The 16,990-nt window shown below is 59.0% G+C and carries 14 protein-coding genes and 1 pseudogene; 8 read left to right on the top strand and 7 right to left on the bottom strand.

Annotated features, from left to right (window positions below; translation table 11 throughout):
• Window positions 1–564: 564 nt before the first annotated feature.
• Window positions 565–963 (bottom strand): hypothetical protein, encoded by a 399-nt coding sequence (locus tag BUE92_RS24860; RefSeq protein WP_073527217.1) that lies wholly within the window; start codon window positions 961–963, stop codon window positions 565–567.
• A 97-nt stretch (window positions 964–1,060) separates the two neighbouring features.
• Here BUE92_RS24860 and BUE92_RS24855 point away from each other — a divergent pair, with 97 nt between their 5' ends.
• From BUE92_RS24855 to BUE92_RS24845, 3 genes are all read left to right on the top strand, one after another.
• Window positions 1,061–1,297, top strand: coding sequence for a transcriptional regulator (locus BUE92_RS24855; protein WP_073526860.1), 237 nt, complete (start codon window positions 1,061–1,063; stop codon window positions 1,295–1,297).
• Between the two features lie 240 nt (window positions 1,298–1,537).
• Window positions 1,538–1,801, top strand: a complete 264-nt coding sequence (locus tag BUE92_RS24850) for a hypothetical protein (protein ID WP_073526859.1) — start codon at window positions 1,538–1,540, stop codon at window positions 1,799–1,801.
• Window positions 1,802–1,975: 174 nt separating this feature from the next.
• A complete protein-coding gene (locus BUE92_RS24845) occupies window positions 1,976–2,536 on the top strand; it encodes an HNH endonuclease (RefSeq protein WP_073526858.1) in 561 nt (186 codons plus the stop codon).
• Window positions 2,537–2,683: 147 nt separating this feature from the next.
• Here the strand turns inward: BUE92_RS24845 and BUE92_RS24840 are convergent, their stop codons facing one another.
• Window positions 2,684–4,177, bottom strand: a complete 1,494-nt coding sequence (locus BUE92_RS24840) for a trypsin-like serine peptidase (RefSeq protein WP_073526857.1) — start codon at window positions 4,175–4,177, stop codon at window positions 2,684–2,686.
• A 274-nt stretch (window positions 4,178–4,451) separates the two neighbouring features.
• Between BUE92_RS24840 and BUE92_RS24835 the strand changes: the two are divergent.
• Window positions 4,452–4,751 (top strand): annotated as a pseudogene (locus BUE92_RS24835) (metal-sensing transcriptional repressor).
• 6 nt (window positions 4,752–4,757) lie between these two features.
• Window positions 4,758–5,627: a nickel/cobalt efflux protein RcnA gene (locus tag BUE92_RS24830; protein ID WP_073526856.1), complete on the top strand. Its 870-nt coding sequence runs from the start codon at window positions 4,758–4,760 to the stop codon at window positions 5,625–5,627.
• A gap of 14 nt (window positions 5,628–5,641) precedes the next feature.
• Here BUE92_RS24830 and chrA read toward each other — a convergent pair whose 3' ends face one another.
• The 4 genes from chrA to BUE92_RS24810 all read right to left on the bottom strand — a co-directional run bounded on the left by chrA (window position 5,642) and on the right by BUE92_RS24810 (window position 11,248).
• Complete coding sequence (gene chrA, locus BUE92_RS24825) at window positions 5,642–7,000, bottom strand: chromate efflux transporter (protein WP_073526855.1); 1,359 nt, start codon at window positions 6,998–7,000, stop codon at window positions 5,642–5,644.
• Window positions 6,993–7,937: a chromate resistance protein ChrB domain-containing protein gene (locus tag BUE92_RS24820; protein ID WP_073526854.1), complete on the bottom strand. Its 945-nt coding sequence runs from the start codon at window positions 7,935–7,937 to the stop codon at window positions 6,993–6,995. The genes chrA and BUE92_RS24820 overlap by 8 nt, the downstream gene beginning before the upstream one ends.
• Window positions 7,938–8,231: 294 nt before the next feature.
• Window positions 8,232–10,016, bottom strand: coding sequence for an IlvD/Edd family dehydratase (locus BUE92_RS24815; RefSeq protein WP_073526853.1), 1,785 nt, complete (start codon window positions 10,014–10,016; stop codon window positions 8,232–8,234).
• 50 nt (window positions 10,017–10,066) lie between these two features.
• Window positions 10,067–11,248 carry a fumarylacetoacetate hydrolase family protein gene (locus tag BUE92_RS24810; RefSeq protein WP_073526852.1) on the bottom strand — a complete coding sequence of 394 codons (1,182 nt, stop codon included), beginning with the start codon at window positions 11,246–11,248 and terminating at the stop codon, window positions 10,067–10,069.
• Between the two features lie 115 nt (window positions 11,249–11,363).
• On the opposite strand from BUE92_RS24810, the gene BUE92_RS24805 reads away from it, so the two are divergent.
• The 3 genes from BUE92_RS24805 to BUE92_RS24795 all read left to right on the top strand — a co-directional run bounded on the left by BUE92_RS24805 (window position 11,364) and on the right by BUE92_RS24795 (window position 15,493).
• The gene (locus tag BUE92_RS24805) at window positions 11,364–12,314 is read left to right on the top strand and encodes a LysR family transcriptional regulator (RefSeq protein WP_073526851.1); all 951 of its coding nucleotides are present in this window, start codon (window positions 11,364–11,366) and stop codon (window positions 12,312–12,314) included.
• A 126-nt stretch (window positions 12,315–12,440) separates the two neighbouring features.
• Window positions 12,441–14,021: an aldehyde dehydrogenase (NADP(+)) gene (locus BUE92_RS24800; RefSeq protein ID WP_073526850.1), complete on the top strand. Its 1,581-nt coding sequence runs from the start codon at window positions 12,441–12,443 to the stop codon at window positions 14,019–14,021.
• Between the two features lie 89 nt (window positions 14,022–14,110).
• A complete protein-coding gene (locus BUE92_RS24795; protein ID WP_073526849.1) occupies window positions 14,111–15,493 on the top strand; it encodes an MFS transporter in 1,383 nt (460 codons plus the stop codon).
• A 170-nt stretch (window positions 15,494–15,663) separates the two neighbouring features.
• On the opposite strand, the gene BUE92_RS24790 is transcribed toward BUE92_RS24795, so the two are convergent.
• Window positions 15,664–16,989 (bottom strand): LLM class flavin-dependent oxidoreductase, encoded by a 1,326-nt coding sequence (locus BUE92_RS24790; protein ID WP_073526848.1) that lies wholly within the window; start codon window positions 16,987–16,989, stop codon window positions 15,664–15,666.
• Window position 16,990: the final 1 nt, after the last annotated feature.

Below are 16,990 nucleotides of genomic sequence, written 5' to 3'. Positions count from 1 at the left end.
CTTTATTCTGGTCTTTTTGTCGTGGTATGGCAAGCGCCTGCCATATGCTTCCAATTGCTGGTTTTGTGTGAATAATTGGAAACCATCGTAACTACAGAAGCTCCGAGAGGCGCACGATGGTCATGCATACTTCGATTTCCCAGAAGACAACTTTCGCTAGGCGTGGCTGTGCTGCATCCACAACGCTGCTCTACTCGATTTGTACAGGCAAGAAAAAGCCCGACAGGCCGGGCTTGGGGGGAGGGAGTGGCAGTACCCTTTTCTTAACGCCCTCGCTTAAAGTTAGGGCTATGTTCAGCATAGGGCTCCCGATGAGGTGCTATGCAGTGTGCTTTTTGATGCTAATTGAGACCATTGGTTTTTCAACCGAGTTATCTTGATGGGCGGTATTACCCCGATCTTCAAAGTCAATCCAAAGCGATTCGCCGCCATCCCACTCAAATCCATAACCAGCCTCGGCTAGCATCTCGCTGAAGGATTCATGAATTTCGTTCAGGTCTTTAGCAGGTATCGATTCAAGACCAAGGTCGGATAGATGAACCTCTGCGCTGCTATGGCCAAGTCTCACAGCGTTGTTATGCCCTCAAGCAGAACCAAGTCCGACTCCTTGAGTCTTCCCTTTGCCGCGGCCCTGGCGAGTTTATCGATAACCGCAACTGCCCGCGGCGTAGCCTTGTCCTGAAGGGCCTGGTAGGCAGACGCGGCCTCTCGCACCACATCCTGACGAGTGTACTCACCCTCGATCAATGCCGGCCCGTGCCCATTCGGGTTGACCAGCACACCAGGCGCGAGCCCGATTTTCTTCTCGAGGTTGAGCGCCGCTTTCTCACCCAATGAGCGGTGCCCATTGAGTATCTGTGACAAATACGAAGCGTCCAGATCGTGCTGGTCGGCGAAGTCTTTCTGGCTGAGTGGGCCGATGACGCGCCGCAGCGCGTCGACCCGAAGAGTTTTGATATCCATAGGCGAATAGTGTCCCTGCGTTAGCAAACGGTAAATTATTAAAGATATCTCTATTAGGATTAGCAAAATGTAATCCGAGCTTCTTTCGGAGACAAACATGACGCTACTCGAACTCATCCGGTCCCTCGACGCACCTTCGGTGGAGTCGTTGGCCAAGCGCAGCGGCATCAGTGCCGGGAACCTTAAACAGATCGTCCATGGCTTTCGCCGGGCAGGCCCAGGCCTCGCCATCAATCTCGAACGAGAGTCGAGCAGGGCGGTGACCTGTGAAGAGCTTCGGCCCGATGTCCACTGGGCCTATCTGCGCAATTCAGGCCAAGAGCCAAATCTTTAATCCCGATTAAAAGAAGCCCTGATCGAGGGCGCATATCTTCACCCTGAGCCCGGAGAAACTTCGTGTCATTCGTCGATAGCGACCCGTCCCTGCCACGCCTGGGCATGGGCGGGAGGGCTTGTATGCTTCTGGAAACGCTGGCCTCACGCGTGGTCACTGATCGTCATTTGCAGTTCCACCCAACAAATCATCAGGCAACTGGTTGCGTTTGCCGGTGTGTTGTTGGCCGGCGGCGCCTATATGCGTGCCGAAGACATTCTCGCCGACGACACAAACGAAGCAACATTCGAAGGAGTGACCGTACGTAAGGGGACGGTGGGTGCCTTTTTGGCAAACGTATGGGTTTGGAGTGATTCGGACGCGAGCATGGATGATCAACTGCTAGCCGAGCGAGAGATTATTCAATCTTTACCCGCTCTAAAGGCGATCGGGCTCCTTGATGTGTTTGAGCCTAAGGATTCCCGGTTGCGTGAGTTGATCGCCATGGCGGGTGCGCCTGAGTAGCGGTATCGTCGATGAAGTCCAGTGGGTGGCCACGCTGGACAGCGAGACCAGCGGCTTGATCGCAACGTCGCGCAACTTGCCTGGGTACAGTTGAAAGATTTGGCACCACTGGCTTTTGGAAGGGCAGGTTTGCGATGATCGACGCATCTGAGTCGGGTGGCAGGAAAGTAGCTAATGGAGCTTCCATCAAAGCGTCGGGCGGTCACTCGCACTACGGTGCGTAATGCATGGCTGCAGAATTTGCAGTGGGTAGACGACTATGGCTTTTGTGAATATGTCCGAGAGGCCATCGAGGACGATCACGAAGATTTGCGTATTTGCTGGTGCTGTGGCGTTACGGGTTACCAGGAAGTAGCGCACATAATTGCGCACTCCCTGGGCGGTACACATTTGCCATTCAATTGCTTTCTCCTGTGCGCTGAGTGCCATCTCAACTCCCCCGATTGTAGTAGCGCCAAATACTTTGTGGCATTTACCAACGAGAATGCGGGCAGATTCAGTCGTGTCTTGGCCGAAACATTCAAGAAAATTAACCTGAGGGTCATCGAGTTCTGCCAACAGGAGCCTGAGCAGGCGAAGGGGTTAGTTGAATCTATGCAGGCAGCGAATCTCGACTTTAGTGGTCGCGCAACCACCCACGGCGCTAACTATTCGATCAGCACCAAGATGGCGCGTCTCGAGATGGTTCTGGACGAGGCCATTGATCGAGCACGTCTCGGTCCTGCTGAAACATAACTGACTTGAACGACATGACCCGCTTAGGCGGGTCTTTTTTAATGTTGCGCCAGCTATGCCGCATTGCGCGAAGTGCAACCAGCTTGGCTGTGGCTGCCATGCTAAAGCCTCCCTACACACCAAAAGTTGCTGGAAAACATTGCTGCATCACCTGGCATGACGTTGCGAGCGAACCGTAGCGCCTCTGATCACATCTGCGCGAATGGCCGACGGTTGCCCAGCGTTGTTGCGTGCATAGCTGCATAGCGTGATCGGCAGCTCTGCTCTGTCAATGAAAATGCCGTCCAGGGCCAGGGTGTAGCGATCATCGTCAATATCGCCACAGGTGGTGCTGACCGCCGCATTCACGCTGTAGTAGTAATGCTGGCTAAAGCCGTTGTGCTGGTTTTCCCAGGCGACGTGATAGCGGTGCTTGAGCTGCGGTGCCGGTGCCGGGTTGGTCAGGAATACCGAATGGGTGAACACATTGCGCAGCAGTGCTTCGGTCAGCGGCTGCTCGGCCTTTTGCACCCCGAGGATGCACAGCACATGCGGCCCCAGCACCGGGCCGAGGGGCTGGTTGATGTAGGCCTCGTCAGAGGCGGCAGCCACTTGGTAGCCGTGCGTGCGTGCGCAATCGCTGATGTCATTCACGGCCTTGAATCGGTAGAACGGTTCCTGGATCGAAAACCTCAGGTTCCAGGTCGGACGGGTAATTTTGTCGGCGTCACGTTGTAAATGCACATAGGGTTTCAGGTTCCACGGCTCGTCCAGCGTGATGTCAACGGCCTTGAGCTGGCAGTTCGGGGTGTCGTTACGGAAAACGCCGTCTACAAAGCAGTAGTACAGGTCGTTGGCGGGATAGCTGTAGTTGAATTTGGCGGCTTCGCATGCCGAGTTGTTCTGGCAGCTATTGAGAATGTCTTTCTGAATGGCAGACGCGACCTTGCTGATGATGCTGGTGATTTCATTGGTGTTACGGTCCAGCATCGGGCTGCCGGAGCTGCCTGGGCGCAGGCCGTTGCAGCGATTGCGCAAGGCGCTGGGGAACACGCCAGGATGCTCGGCAAAACTGTTGAGGGTCGACTCCACGCAGGCGCTCATGCGCAGGCCCTTTTTCAGAAAGCCGGTCGGCGCTCCCACGTTGATCACTTCTCGATCCGACGTCTGCCGATGGGAGGCCAGCTTGAGTGGCATGATCGCGCCGGCCACCAGCACGCCCAGTGATGTATCCAGTTCGAGCACGGCCAGGTCAGTGCCCGCCATGCTGCTCCAATGTGCGGTCTTGACGGGGTAAGTGACGCGCTGTTCGGGTGTGTCATGAAAGTAATTGAAGGTCACATCGGCGGTGAATGCCTGGCGGACGCGCGCCGTACCGTAGCTGTAGAACACACAATGCCCGGCGGTCAGCACATAAGCCGGGCCCACGGCCTTACCCTGGCGGTTGCGCGTGTCGAGCAGAACGGCATTGCAGGTCTGACCCAAGGCGTTTTTGAGTGAACCGATGCCGGTCCACTGCGGGTACCGTTGGTTTTTATTTTCAAGTGCCACGGAAGGTGACTGTTCGGTAAGGCCCTCGGCCAGGTCTCTGGCGTGGCTGGGCCAGACAACGCTGAGCAGCAGCAAATACAAAACGACAGAAGCGGTGTGAGCAGGCGACATAAGGGGCCTCGACGAGAGAGTCATTGATGGGTTGAAGCTACCCAATCAGGCCAAGGCAGATGACATACAGGGATATCGCGTGAGCCCCTCGGCGGGATCCTTGGTGCCACAAACATGGCGAGAGCAAGCGCGATGACCCCCGTCGTTGTCAGTGTTTTGCTGAACACGGCGTTAGTGTTTCAACTCGCTTTCAGGGCTTTTATGCGATTTGACCGGATCCCCCCATGGGGGGATGCGATGCTGGCGTAATCCATTGAGGCCTGAGGCTCAAGTCATGAGTGAGCATGAACACGAACACCGCCACCCCACACCCACCAGAGTCACGAGGCGATCATCAAACGCCTCAAGCGGGCAGATGGGCATTTACGCGGCATCATCACCATGATCGAGGAGGGGCGTCAGTGCGTGGATATCGCCCAGCAGCTTCATGCGGTTGAAAAGGCAGTTTGCCAAGCCAAACGTACGCTCATTCAGGATCATATCGATCACTGCCTGGGAGGACACCGTTTCGGCGTTAGGCAATGGCGAGCGCGCGCCGCTTGAAGCGTTCAAACAAATCACAAAGTACCTCTAGGTCGATATGCCGAACTTCGCTGAACTGCTGCAACAAGGCGGGGCTAACGCCTGGCTGTATTTCCCGAGCGCTATCTTGCTGGGTGCTTTGCATGGCCTGGAACCGGGACACTCGAAAACCATGATGGCTGCGTTCATTGTGGCCATCCGTGGGTCGGTCAAGCAGGCTGTATTGTTGGGACTGGCGGCGACGCTGTCGCACACCGCAGTGGTCTGGTTGGTCGCAATCGGTGGCATGTACCTGGGCAAAGGCCTGGACGCGCAAACCACCGAGCCGTACTTCCAGCTCGCGTCTGCCGCACTGATCATCCTGATTGCACTGTGGATGCTGTGGCGTACCTGGCGCGGTGAGCAGATGTTCAAGTTCGAGCAGGGTGATGACCACCACCACGGTGAACACGACCACGATCATCATGATTGCGAACTGAAAAGCCTGGAGCTATCGATTGACGGCTATCAGGATGCGCACGAACGCGCTCATGCCAACGATATCCGTAAACGCTTTACTAACCGCGAAGTCACCACGGGCCAGATCATCCTGTTCGGTCTGACTGGCGGCCTGATTCCCTGTCCAGCTGCCATCACCGTTCTGCTGCTATGTCTTCAGGTTAAAGAAGTTGCGCTTGGAGGCATGCTCGTCCTGTGTTTCAGCATCGGCCTGGCGCTTACTTTGGTCACTGTCGGCGCTGCTGCAGCGATAGGTGCTAAACAGGCGTCCAATCGTTGGCCCTGGTTGGGCACGGTGGCGCGCCGCGCTCCGTACCTGTCCAGCGTACTGATCATTGGTGTTGGTCTGTATGTCGGCTTCCATGGCTGGATCGGCCTGAACGCATATTCAGTGTCCTGGAGAGCCGGACGCCCAGCGAATGTTCTTTAATCCGCGCGTGCAAGCTAGCGCAGCAGATGTACTGCCAGGCCGGCAAGCGCGCAGGCAAACAGTACCTGAATGACGCTGCGCTTGAAGCGGAACAAGGCTATCGCCGCGGTAATGGCAATGAGCGCAGACGGCCAGTCGAGGTGACCGCTGAAACCTTTTGGCCAAAGCACGTGATAGCCAAAGAAACACGCCAGATTGAGAATCACCCCAACGACGGCGGCAGTGATTGCGGTAAGCGGCGCTGTGAACTTGAGTTCATTGTGGGTCGACTCCACCAGCGGGCCGCCTGCCAGGATGAAAAGAAACGATGGTAAGAAGGTGAACCAGGTCACGAGGGCGGCGGCCACAGCGCCCGTGAGAAATGCCTGATCTGCGCCGAACACTTGCAAGACATACGCACCGACAAAACCGACGAATGCCACCACCATGATCAGCGGCCCAGGCGTGGTTTCCCCCAGCGCAAGCCCGTCGATCATCTGTGTAGGTGTTAGCCAGCCATAGTGACCGACTGCGCCTTGGTAGACATACGGCAACACGGCGTAAGCCCCGCCAAAGGTCAATAGCGCCGCCTTGGTGAAAAACCAACTCATCTGAGTCAGGGTGCCTTCCCAACCAAAAAGCGCGGTCAAAACGCCCATCGGCAAGGCCCATAGCACCGCGCCGATCATTGCGAGCGAAGCCAGTTTCAACCAGCTGAAACGGGTATGTTCCGCAGAAGGGGTGTCGTCATCGATCAAGGCCGGGCCGAAAGACTTTGTGGAAGCGCTATGGCCCCCGGTCCTGAATTTCTCAGGCGCCAGTCGCCCCCCGAAATAGCCAATCGATGCTGCCCCCAAGACGATCAGGGGGAACGGAACATTGAACGCAAATATCGCGGTAAATGAGGCCGCCGCTATCGCCCACAGCCAATTGTTCTTCAATGCCCGAGAGCCGATCCTGTGCGCGGCTTGCACAACGATGGCCGTCACGGCGGGCTTGATTCCATAAAAGAGCCCGGCGACCACGGGTACTTCGCCAAACGCGATGTACATCCACGACAGCGCGATCAGGATGAACAGTGATGGCAGCACAAAAAGCGCCCCGGCGATCACGCCTCCCCAGGTCCGGTGCATCAGCCAGCCAATATAGGTCGCCAACTGTTGGGCTTCTGGCCCAGGCAACAACATGCAGTAATTGAGGGCATGCAGAAATCTGCGCTCTGACATCCAGCGTCGGCGCTCAACAAGCTCCTGGTGCATGATCGAAATCTGGCCTGCTGGCCCGCCGAAGCTGATGAAACCGAGTTTCAACCAGAACCAGAACGCCTCACGCAGGCTGATCTCTTCAGGCCTCGAAAGATCCGCCTGGGCCGGGGGTGCCAGAGCCTTACTCATTGGGTTGCTCCTCTTTCACGAACCCGGCGAGCAGGCCATCGAAGATAGCGCTTGCGGCAGCCAGTAGTTGGTCGTCGTTGGTAAGGGTGTCTCGCAGCCCTGCCAGTACACGTTCGATGCCGGCAGCCTCCACCGGCTGGATACCGCCGACATCGAGGTAATGCACAAGGGCAGCCATGCGCCCTAGACCGGGTTTCTGGATCTGAAAACTGGCTTGGAGGGTTTCGAAGGTAACGCGGTTACCCACATGGCTGAAGGCTGCGTCATCAAAGTCAAAACCCAAGGCATCGACTGGGCAGTCCTGTGGAGCGTTCAGCCAGAGGATCTGAGCTTGCGGGTCAATGAAACGCCGAATCAACCAGGCACAGGCCAGACGGTCGACCCAGGGACGTTTGCGCGTTGCCCAGGTACGCCCTTGATATTGGGCAAGATCGAGTGCCGTTATTGGTTGGTTACTGCTGTGCGGCTCATCTGGGGACAGGGCTCTGCTGACTGCCGTCTCTAGCTCCTGTAACGCCAAATCGATCTGCTGCTTTGGCCTGCCTGGGAAGTAATCAATGCTGACTACCTGATCGTAGATTTTGCGCAGCTTACGAATGTGTCTGGCCGTCGCCAGCGCATTTTCGGCATTCAGCTGCGCACGGTATGCTTCGATCTCTGCGTGAAGCTTGTTGTAGTCATCGTGGCGGTCGAAAAGTCCGATAAATCGCTCACCGTCAGGGTCGGCTACAGGCAGGAGGTAAGCGGTTCCATTGATTGCCAGAATATCTCGCTCGACTGCATTCAAAGCTTCTCGACAAGCACGGGTATCGGGCAGTAGATAAGCACCGTCACGCAGTACCGCCGCACCTGAAGCTTTCAAGGCGCGCCAGGCTCGCATGCGCTCGGTGGCGTGGGCGGTGGGTAAACCGAGAATCAGAGCAATCCAGTTGTTCATGTAGCGATAGTTACTTTTTATGTAGGTGTCGCGACTGTATTCCTGTTTTCTCCGTCTGAGAAGCCTAATATTGAGCAACCAGTAAAAGCGCGGCCCGGTGCCTGATGTCTTTCAGTCAAGCGAACGCATGCTCAAAGCAACGAAGATCAAAGGTGGGAGCTGGCTTGCCTGCGAAAGCGGTAGTGCAGTAACAGATGCAGTGATTGACACACCGCCTTCGCGGGCAAGCCCGCTCCCACAGGGGATCTGCGTTTAACTGATCTCACGCGGGGCGGCTATGCCCTTGCTCGCTTGTCAATGCGAATGCCGCGGCTCACCACTGCGGGCAATCACGCGCAGATGCAGCGTCGCAGGCTCCAGGCACCCACCTGTTGAAAGCTGCCCCACCAACTGCCGGTACAGTTCCTGCCAGGGTGTCTGGGAGGGCGGGATGTTCGGCGTCCACTCGAGTCGACGCCGGCTCATCTCGGCCTCGTCTATCAGCAGGTTGACCGTGCGTGTGTTCAGGTCGACCTTCAGGCGGTCGTTGGTTTTGAGCAACGCCAAGCCACCGCCTACCGCTGCTTCGGGGGACATGTTGAGAATTGACGGGCTTGCCGACGTGCCGCTTTGGCGCCCATCGCCCAGGCAGGGCAGGGAGTCGATGCCTTGTTTGATCAGGGCGGCGGGAGGCGCCATGTTCACCACTTCTGCACTGCCGGGGTAGCCCACGGTGCCCACGCCGCGGATGACCAGGATGCAGCGCTCGTCGATATCCAGCGCCGGGTCGTCGATGCGGGCGTGATAGTCCTCTGGCCCTTCGAACACGATCGCCCGGGCCTCGAAGCTGTTTTCTGCGCCGGGTTCAGACAGGTAGGTCTTGCGAAACGCTTCGCCCACCACCGACATTTTCATGATGGCGCTGTCGAAGAAGTTGCCGCTGAGCACGATGAACCCGGCGCGGTGTTTGAGCGGGGTTTCAAAGGGGTAGATCACATCGGCGTTACTGGTCAGGGTACTGCTGACGATTTCGCCGATGGTATTGCCGCTGACCGTCGCGCAATCTTGATGCAGGCGCCCGGCTTTTTGCAGTTCGTGCATCACGGCCGGCACGCCGCCGGCGCGGTGGAAGCCTTCGCCGAGGTACTTGCCCGCCGGCATGCAATTGACCAGCAGCGGGACGTCCTCGCCAATGCGTTGCCAGTCATCCAGGCTCAGCTCGACGCCCATGTGCCGGGCGATCGCAATCAGGTGCGGAGGGCAATTGCTGGATGCACCGAGTGCCGAGGCGACGGCGATCGCGTTCTCGAAGGCTTCGCGCGTCATGATCTGCGACGGCCGTATGTCTTGCATGACCAGCTCGCAAATGCGCTTGCCGGTGGCATAAGCCATCTGCCCGCGTTCACGGTAGGGCGCCGGAATGCTCGCACAGCCCGGCAACGACATCCCCAGGGCTTCGGCCAGCGCATTCATCGACAGCGCGGTGCCCATGGTGTTGCAGTGCCCCACGGACGGCGAGGCCGCGGTGGTCATCTCCATGAAACCTTCGTAATCAATCTCTCCTGCGGCCATCAGGTTGCGTGCATGCCACAGCACGGTACCAGAGCCGATCAATTCACCCTTGTGGTGACCGTCGAGCATCGGGCCGCCGGACAGGACAATGGCGGGCAGGTCGGTGGTTGCGGCAGCCATCAGGCAGGCGGGGGTGGTCTTGTCGCAACCAGTGGTAAGGACTACGCCGTCCAAAGGGTAACCGTGGAGGATCTCCACCAACCCCAGATACGCCAGGTTACGGTCCAGTGCCGCCGTTGGCCGACGCGATTGCTCGGCGATCGGATGCACCGGGAACTCCATGGGGATGCCACCGGCATCCCGAATACCGGCCTTGACGCGTTGCGCCAACTCCAGATGATGACGGTTGCAGGGGGTCAGGTCGCTGCCGGTCTGGGCGATGCCGATGATCGGGCGGCCCGATTGCAGTTCTTCGCGGGTCATCCCGTAGTTCATGTAGCGTTCGACATACAGGGCAGTCATGTCCGCGTGGGCAGGGTCATTGAACCATTGCTCGCTGCGCAGGCGACGTTTTGGCATTTCACTCATGATTCATTTCTCTCTTGTCATTATTGGCTGAATCGACAATCGGTTGGGATTCAGCGGGTGAGCAGGCCACGGGACGCCAGATTGCGCAACAAGGCGCCCACCCCGAACGTCCAGGGGGTGGCGACAGAGCTGTGGGTCACCTGGTTATGCAGGCTGCCGAGCAACGGGCTGCTGATACGGACGCGGTCACCCAGCTTGTGGGTGAAACCGCTGCCGGCTTGATCACGGTCTTCAGTGGGGGCGAACAGCGTACCGAGAAACAGCAGAAAACCATCCGGGTACTGGTGACTGGCGTTGAGTGTCTGACCCACCAGGTCCTGTGGGTCGCGGCTGATCTGACTCATGGAGCTTGAGCCTTGCAGCCGATAACCATCTTCGCCGTGTACTTCGAGATTGACCACGCAGTCCCGCACATCATCCAGGCCGAAGTGTTCGTCAAACAGACGAATAAACGGCCCAATGGCGCACGACGCATTATTGTCCTTGGCTTTGCTCAACAACAGCGCGCTGCGGCCTTCGAAATCGCGCAGGTTGACGTCGTTGCCCAGGGTGGCGCCGTGGATCTGGCCACGGCTGTTCACCGCCAGCACCACTTCGGGTTCCGGGTTGTTCCATTGCGAGCCGGGATGAATGCCGATGTGGCTGCCGCTTCCCACCGCCGCGAGGATAGGCGCCTTGGTGAAGATTTCTGCATCCGGGCCAATGCCGACTTCCAGGTATTGCGACCACATCCCCCGTTCGATCAGCAAGGCTTTGAGGCGCATGGCTTGCTCCGAGCCCGGTACGATCGAGCGCAGGTTGTCGCCAATTACGCTCTGAACGGTGGCGCGCACAGCGTCGGCTTTTGCCACATCACCGCCGGCCTGCTCTTCGATCACGCGCTCGATCATGCTGGCTGCGAACGTGACCCCTGCGGCCTTGATCACTTGCAAGTCCAGGGGCGGCAGCAAGTAGGGTCGGGACGGATCGGGATCGGGGCCGGTGTTGGCGAGTAGCGCCTGGACACTGGTGACGAAGGTACCGGGCGTCTGCCTTACGGCTGCCAGTGGAGACTGCGTTTCCAGCAGCTCGCTCAGGGTCGAAAAATGCGCCGACAGATCAAACACGCCGTCGCTGCGCAGCACTATCGGCGAAGGGCCTGCGATACTGCCTGGCACCCAGGCGCGGCCGATCAAGGTGGCAGCCATGCCATCAACCGGCAGGGTATTTTCGGGGGTCAGCAATAACGACATGGCGTAGTTTCCTGGTGTGTTAAAGCCTTCACGCTAGGGCGGCGAGGCGATAAACTCCAATGAGATATATTCAATATTTGATAACGTCAGGTTATTGCTTGCCCAGGGAATATCCATGTCCGATCTGTCCTTCTCCAGTTTCTGCGGCTGGCTGAAATTCCGTCACCTGGTGTTGATCGATACGCTGGGGCGCACGCGCAACATGCACTTGGCGGCGCAGCAGATGAACCTCAGTCAGCCGGCCATTAGCAAGATGCTCAAGGAAATCGAAAGCCTGCTCGGCTTCGCCCTGTTCGAACGATTGCCGCGCAGCATGCCGCCGACGGCCCTGGGCGAGCATGTGCTGCGGTATGCGCAGATCGCCTTGAACGACGCACGTTCGTTTGTCGAGCAAATCAGCAGCCTGCGTGAGGGCGGTCATGGCTCCCTCAAGGTCGGTGGGATTTTTGCCGCCACGGCGGCGGCTTTGCCCGAAGCGGTCCTGCAGATCAAGCAGCGCTGGCCGTTGCTCTCGATTGAAGTGGTGGAGCAGACCAGTAATCGCCTGATGGAAATGCTCGAAGAGAAGCAGCTGGACCTGGCAGTGGCCCGGTTTACCGATCAAAGCCAGCAGCGCCGTTATGACTTCGAGCCCTTGGCCCCCGAACCGTTTTCTATCGTGGTCAACGGCCGTCACCCGCTGGCAGATGCCGGCCCTCTCTCATTGCAACAATTGGTGGACTTGCCGTGGATTCTCTACCCGGTCGGCACGCCGATTCGTGGCCGCATGGAACACGCCTTTGCCGAAGCCGGGGTCGGGATGCCACGCAACACCATCGACACCATTTCCATGCAGACCTTTCTTCAGGTTTTGCAGCGCGGGCCGATGATCGGGATGCTGCCCAGCGCCATGGTCAACCCGCTGCTCGAAAGCGGCCAACTCAAAACGCTCGATACCCCGCTGCACTTGGTGCCACAGGATTACGGCATCCTCACGCGCAAAGGCGAACCACTGATCGGGGCGGCGCTGGAGTTTGCCGAAATACTCAAGGAAAACGCACGCCTGGCCAGGGATCAGCCGGGCTAAAGGCAGAAAATCTGCGACTGCTGCGATAACGGATCGTTATCGGATAATCAACAAATGCCATTGGGAAAGAATCGATTGGCGGCAGTAGAGTACCGACCAGATTCCTATCTGGGTCAGGAGACTGTCATGCCCCAACTGTCCGGACACAACTTTATCGCCGGTGGCCGCAGCGCTGCCGGGTCGGTGCTACTGCACAGCGTGGATGCTACAACCGGGCAACCACTGCCCACAGCTTTCGTCCAGGCTACGGTCGAGGAAGTGCATGCCGCTGCCACGGCTGCCGGCCAAGCCTATCCCGCTTATCGCAACCTGTCGGCCGTGCGCCGAGCGCAATTTCTGGAGGCCATCGCTAGTGAACTGGACGCCTTGGGCGATGACTTCGTGGCCCTCGTCTGCCAGGAGACTGCCTTGCCGGCGGCACGTATACAGGGCGAACGATCCCGCACCAGTGGCCAGATGCGCCTGTTCGCCCAGGCCCTGCGTCGCGGCGACTTTTACGGGGCGCGTATCGACTTGCCGCTGCCCGCTCGCCAACCCTTGCCTCGGGCCGATCTGCGCCAATGCCGCCTGGGCCTCGGCCCGGTAGCGGTGTTCGGCGCCAGCAATTTTCCGCTGGCATTCTCCACCGCAGGCGGTGATACCGCTGCTGCGCTCGCCGCTGGCTGCCCGGTCGTGTTCAAGGCCCACAGCGGGCACATGGCGACCGCTGAGCGGGTGGCCGAAGCCATCATTCGGGCCGCTGAGCAGACCGACATGCCCAAAGGCGTGTTCAACATGGTCTTCGGTGCCGGTGTGGGTGAAGCCTTGGTCAAGCACCCCATGATTCAAGCCGTCGGCTTCACCGGGTCACTCAAGGGCGGCAGGGCGCTGTGTGACATGGCCGCTGCGCGTCCGCAACCGATCCCGGTGTTTGCCGAGATGAGCAGCATCAATCCGGTACTGGTATTGCCAGAAGCCTTGCAGGTACGGGGCGAGCGTGTGGCGACCGAACTGGCGGCTTCGGTGGTCATGGGGGCAGGGCAGTTCTGCACCAGTCCTGGCTTGGTCATTGGCATTCGCTCAGCGGCGTTCAGCCGCTTCGTGCAAACGCTCAGTACCTTGCTGGCCGATCAGCCGGGGCAAACGATGCTCAATGCCAACGGCCTGCGCAGCTATGTCCAGGGCTGTGAAGCCTTGCTGGGGCACCCGCAGATCACCCATTTGGCCGGGCACTCACAGCCGGGTAACCAGGCGCGCGCGCAGTTGTTCCAGGCTGACGTCGAGCTGCTTCTGACAGGCAGTGTTTTGCTGCAGGAAGAGATTTTCGGCCCGGCCACGGTGGTGGTGGAGGTGGCTGATCGGGCCGAGCTATTGGCGGCCTTGCAGGGATTGCGCGGTCAACTGACAGCCACCCTGATCGGTGAACCGGCTGAACTTGAACAATGCGCCGACCTGGTGGGCGTACTTGAGCAAAAAGTCGGACGCGTGCTGATCAACGGCTACCCGACCGGGGTAGAAGTCTGCGATGCCATGGTCCATGGCGGCCCCTGGCCGGCGACGTCCGATGCCCGTGGCACCTCGGTAGGCACCTTGGCTATCGATCGGTTCCTGCGACCGGTGTGCTACCAGAACGTCCCCGATACCTTGCTTCCCGATGCGTTGAAGAACAGCAATCCCTTGGGGCTGATGCGCCTGGTCAATGGAGAGCACACGGCCCAGCCACTGTAATGACCGCTGTACCGCCGGATGAGTACTCATCCGGTTTGACCCATTCGATAAAAATAATCAGGCATATCCATATGCCCAGGGGTTACCTCATGCAAACCATCTCCGAGCACTTGCCCGCGCAGGCGCAATCTCGCGAACTTGATTTCGAAAACCAGACCTACCGCAAAGTCATCTGGCGCATCCTTCCCGTGCTGCTCTTGTGTTACATGGCGGCCTACCTGGACCGGGTCAACATAGGCTTTGCCAAGTTGGATATGCTCAATGAGCTGCAATTTAGCAACACGGTCTATGCGTTGGGCGCCAGTATGTTTTTCTGGGGGTATTTCCTCTTCGAAGTCCCCAGCAACCTGCTGCTGCATCGCTTCGGGGCACGGTTCTGGATCGCCCGGATCATGCTCAGTTGGGCAGTGATCTCCATGGCAGTGGCATACACCGTGCCACTGGCGGGGTTCTTCGGTATCCAGTCAAACAGCATGTTTTATGTGTTGCGCTTTCTGCTGGGGGTGTGTGAAGCCGGCTTCTTCCCTGGCGTCATCCTGTACCTCAATTACTGGTTTCCAACGCATCGGCAAAGCCGTGTGATGTCCGGCTTCCTGATGGCCATGCCGATCAGCCTGACACTGGGCGGGATGCTCTCCGGGTGGCTGATGAACAGCATGCAGGGCGTGCACGGCCTGTCGGGCTGGCAGTGGATGCTGATCATCGAAGGCGTTCCGTCGATCATCATGGCTGTGATCGTAATCGTTTGCCTGGCCGACAACATCGACAAGGCCAAATGGCTTTCAACGGCGGAAAAAAACCTGCTCAAAGCCAATCTGCAAACCGATAATCACGGCAAGGCGACGCGCTTGAGTGAGGTGTTCTTCAACCCGAAGGTATGGTTGCTGGTGCTGATCTTGCTGACCTTCAACACGGGCTTCTACGGCCTGGCGTTCTGGATGCCCTCGATTATCAAAAGCAGCGGTATCACCAACAGTTTGCACATCGGCTTCCTGACCGCCATACCCTACGCCATCGCCACTGTGGTGATGCTGCTCAACGCACGACACTCCAACCGTACCGGCGAGCGGCGCCTGCACGCGGCCATTCCCGCCTTCATCGGTGGGGTCGGCTTGATCTTCAGTGCCTTCTTCGCCGACAACCTGGTGTTGTCGGTAATCTTCCTGAGCGTCGCCGCCTCCGGGATTCTGAGCCTGATGCCGATTTTCTGGACCCTGCCGGGGACCTTGTTGTCGGGCGTCGCGGCCGCAGCCGGCATTGGCATGATCAACGCCATCGGCAACCTGTCGGGGTTCACGGGGGCGATGATCACAGCGGTGGCTGAGAACCTCACCGGCAACATCAACAACGGCACCTATGTATTGGCCCTGTGTCTGTTCGTCAGTGGTGGGCTGATTCTGGCCATTCCCGTGTCCATGCTCGGCAGGGCGCCGAAAGCGGCAACCACCTCAGTGGCGCTGGAAACCGCATAGGCATGCGCCTGGTAGCGTGCGTGGTTGGCGCGTGTCCATCAGTGACATGCGCCAAGGAAATTTTCCACATCCAGCCGCCGTACCCGGTTGTTAGGCTCCAACTCTTTGACCTTACTTCAAGGCGTTTCCTGATGACAAAACGTCTCGCCGCCGAGTTCTTCTCATCAGGATCAAGTGTCCTTGAAATGGTTACCCGGGCGCGCCAAACCAAGGTTTTCGCGCAGTGTGGTGCCGGTGTATTCGCGACGAAACAAGCCGCGCCGCTGTAACTCGGGAACGACCAGGCGGGCAAAGTCCTCCAGCCCGCCCGGCAGGTGCGGTACCAGAATATTGAAGCCATCCGCCGCACCCTCTTCGAACCAGCGCTGCAGTTCATCGGCGATCTGCACCGGCGTGCCGATCAGACTGTAATGACCTCGCCCACCGGCAATGCGTCGGCCCAGTTGCGCCAGCGTCAGTTGTTCGCGTTGGGCCAGGTCACTCAGCAGTTGCTGACGGCTGCGCTGTCCGCTGTCGGTCAAGGGTAGCTGCGGCAGCGGCCCATCCAGCGGGTAGCTGGACAGGTCGAAATTGCCCAGCATGCGCCCCAGCAACGCCACCCCCACCTCGGGTTCGACCAGCGCCTGGAACGCTTCGAATTTGGCCTGGGCCAAGGCTTCGGTTTGCCCCACCACCACAAACACGCCCGGCATGATTTTCAGCGAGTCGGCCTCGCGCCCGTATTGGCCCAGGCGCCCTTTGAGGTCGCTATAGAAGGCCTGCGCGTCGGCCAGTGAGGTCTGCGCGGTAAACACCACTTCGGCGGTCTGCGCGGCCAGTTCACGGCCGGTTTCCGAGGAGCCGGCCTGCACGATCACTGGCTGGCCCTGGGGCGAGCGCGCCACGTTCAGGGGGCCTTGGACCTGGAAGTGTTCGCCCACATGGTCCAACACATGGCGTTTACTCGGCTCGTAATAGCGCCCGCTGGCCTTGTCGCGCACGAAGGCGTCGTCGTCCCAGCTGTCCCACAGCCCCGTCACCACCTGATGAAATTCCCGTGCGCGGCTGTAGCGTTCGGCGTGACCCAGGTGCTCGTCACGACCAAAATTCAGCGCCTCGGCCGCGTTGTCCGAGGTCACCAGGTTCCAGCCTGCGCGACCGCCGGAGAGGTGATCCAGCGAGGCGAATTTGCGCGCCACGTGGTACGGCTCGTTGTAGCTGGTGGTAGCGGTGGCGATCAGGCCGATATGCTCGGTCACGGCACTGAGGGCCGAGAGCAGGGTGAGCGGCTCGAAATGATCCGAACGCGCCATCTGGCTGGCGACCTCACCAGTGGCGGCGGCGATGCTGTCGGCTACGAACAGTGCGTCGAACTTCGCCGCTTCCGCCACCCGTGCCAAATGCTTGTAGTGGGCGAAGTCCAGCCCGGCATTTGCCGGTACATCGGGGTGGCGCCAGGCGGCCACGTGGTGCCCGGTAGCCATCAGGAAGGCGCCGAGTTTGAGTTGACGGCTCATG

It is taken from the genome of Pseudomonas fluorescens (assembly GCF_001902145.1).
Taxonomy (GTDB): domain Bacteria; phylum Pseudomonadota; class Gammaproteobacteria; order Pseudomonadales; family Pseudomonadaceae; genus Aquipseudomonas; species Aquipseudomonas fluorescens_BV.
The sequence above is the reverse complement of the archived record's forward strand: the minus strand, read 5'-3'. Positions and strand labels throughout refer to the sequence as shown.

Coding starts and splice junctions, on each gene's coding strand:
- BUE92_RS24860 (WP_073527217.1), bottom strand. CDS start 963: ATGGATATCAAAACTCTTCGGGTCGACGCGCTGCGGCGCGTCATCGGC.
- BUE92_RS24855 (WP_073526860.1), top strand. CDS start 1,061: ATGACGCTACTCGAACTCATCCGGTCCCTCGACGCACCTTCGGTGGAG.
- BUE92_RS24850 (WP_073526859.1), top strand. CDS start 1,538: ATGCGTGCCGAAGACATTCTCGCCGACGACACAAACGAAGCAACATTC.
- BUE92_RS24845 (WP_073526858.1), top strand. CDS start 1,976: ATGGAGCTTCCATCAAAGCGTCGGGCGGTCACTCGCACTACGGTGCGT.
- BUE92_RS24840 (WP_073526857.1), bottom strand. CDS start 4,177: ATGTCGCCTGCTCACACCGCTTCTGTCGTTTTGTATTTGCTGCTGCTC.
- BUE92_RS24830 (WP_073526856.1), top strand. CDS start 4,758: ATGCCGAACTTCGCTGAACTGCTGCAACAAGGCGGGGCTAACGCCTGG.
- chrA (WP_073526855.1), bottom strand. CDS start 7,000: ATGAGTAAGGCTCTGGCACCCCCGGCCCAGGCGGATCTTTCGAGGCCT.
- BUE92_RS24820 (WP_073526854.1), bottom strand. CDS start 7,937: ATGAACAACTGGATTGCTCTGATTCTCGGTTTACCCACCGCCCACGCC.
- BUE92_RS24815 (WP_073526853.1), bottom strand. CDS start 10,016: ATGAGTGAAATGCCAAAACGTCGCCTGCGCAGCGAGCAATGGTTCAAT.
- BUE92_RS24810 (WP_073526852.1), bottom strand. CDS start 11,248: ATGTCGTTATTGCTGACCCCCGAAAATACCCTGCCGGTTGATGGCATG.
- BUE92_RS24805 (WP_073526851.1), top strand. CDS start 11,364: ATGTCCGATCTGTCCTTCTCCAGTTTCTGCGGCTGGCTGAAATTCCGT.
- BUE92_RS24800 (WP_073526850.1), top strand. CDS start 12,441: ATGCCCCAACTGTCCGGACACAACTTTATCGCCGGTGGCCGCAGCGCT.
- BUE92_RS24795 (WP_073526849.1), top strand. CDS start 14,111: ATGCAAACCATCTCCGAGCACTTGCCCGCGCAGGCGCAATCTCGCGAA.
- BUE92_RS24790 (WP_073526848.1), bottom strand. CDS start 16,989: ATGAGCCGTCAACTCAAACTCGGCGCCTTCCTGATGGCTACCGGGCAC.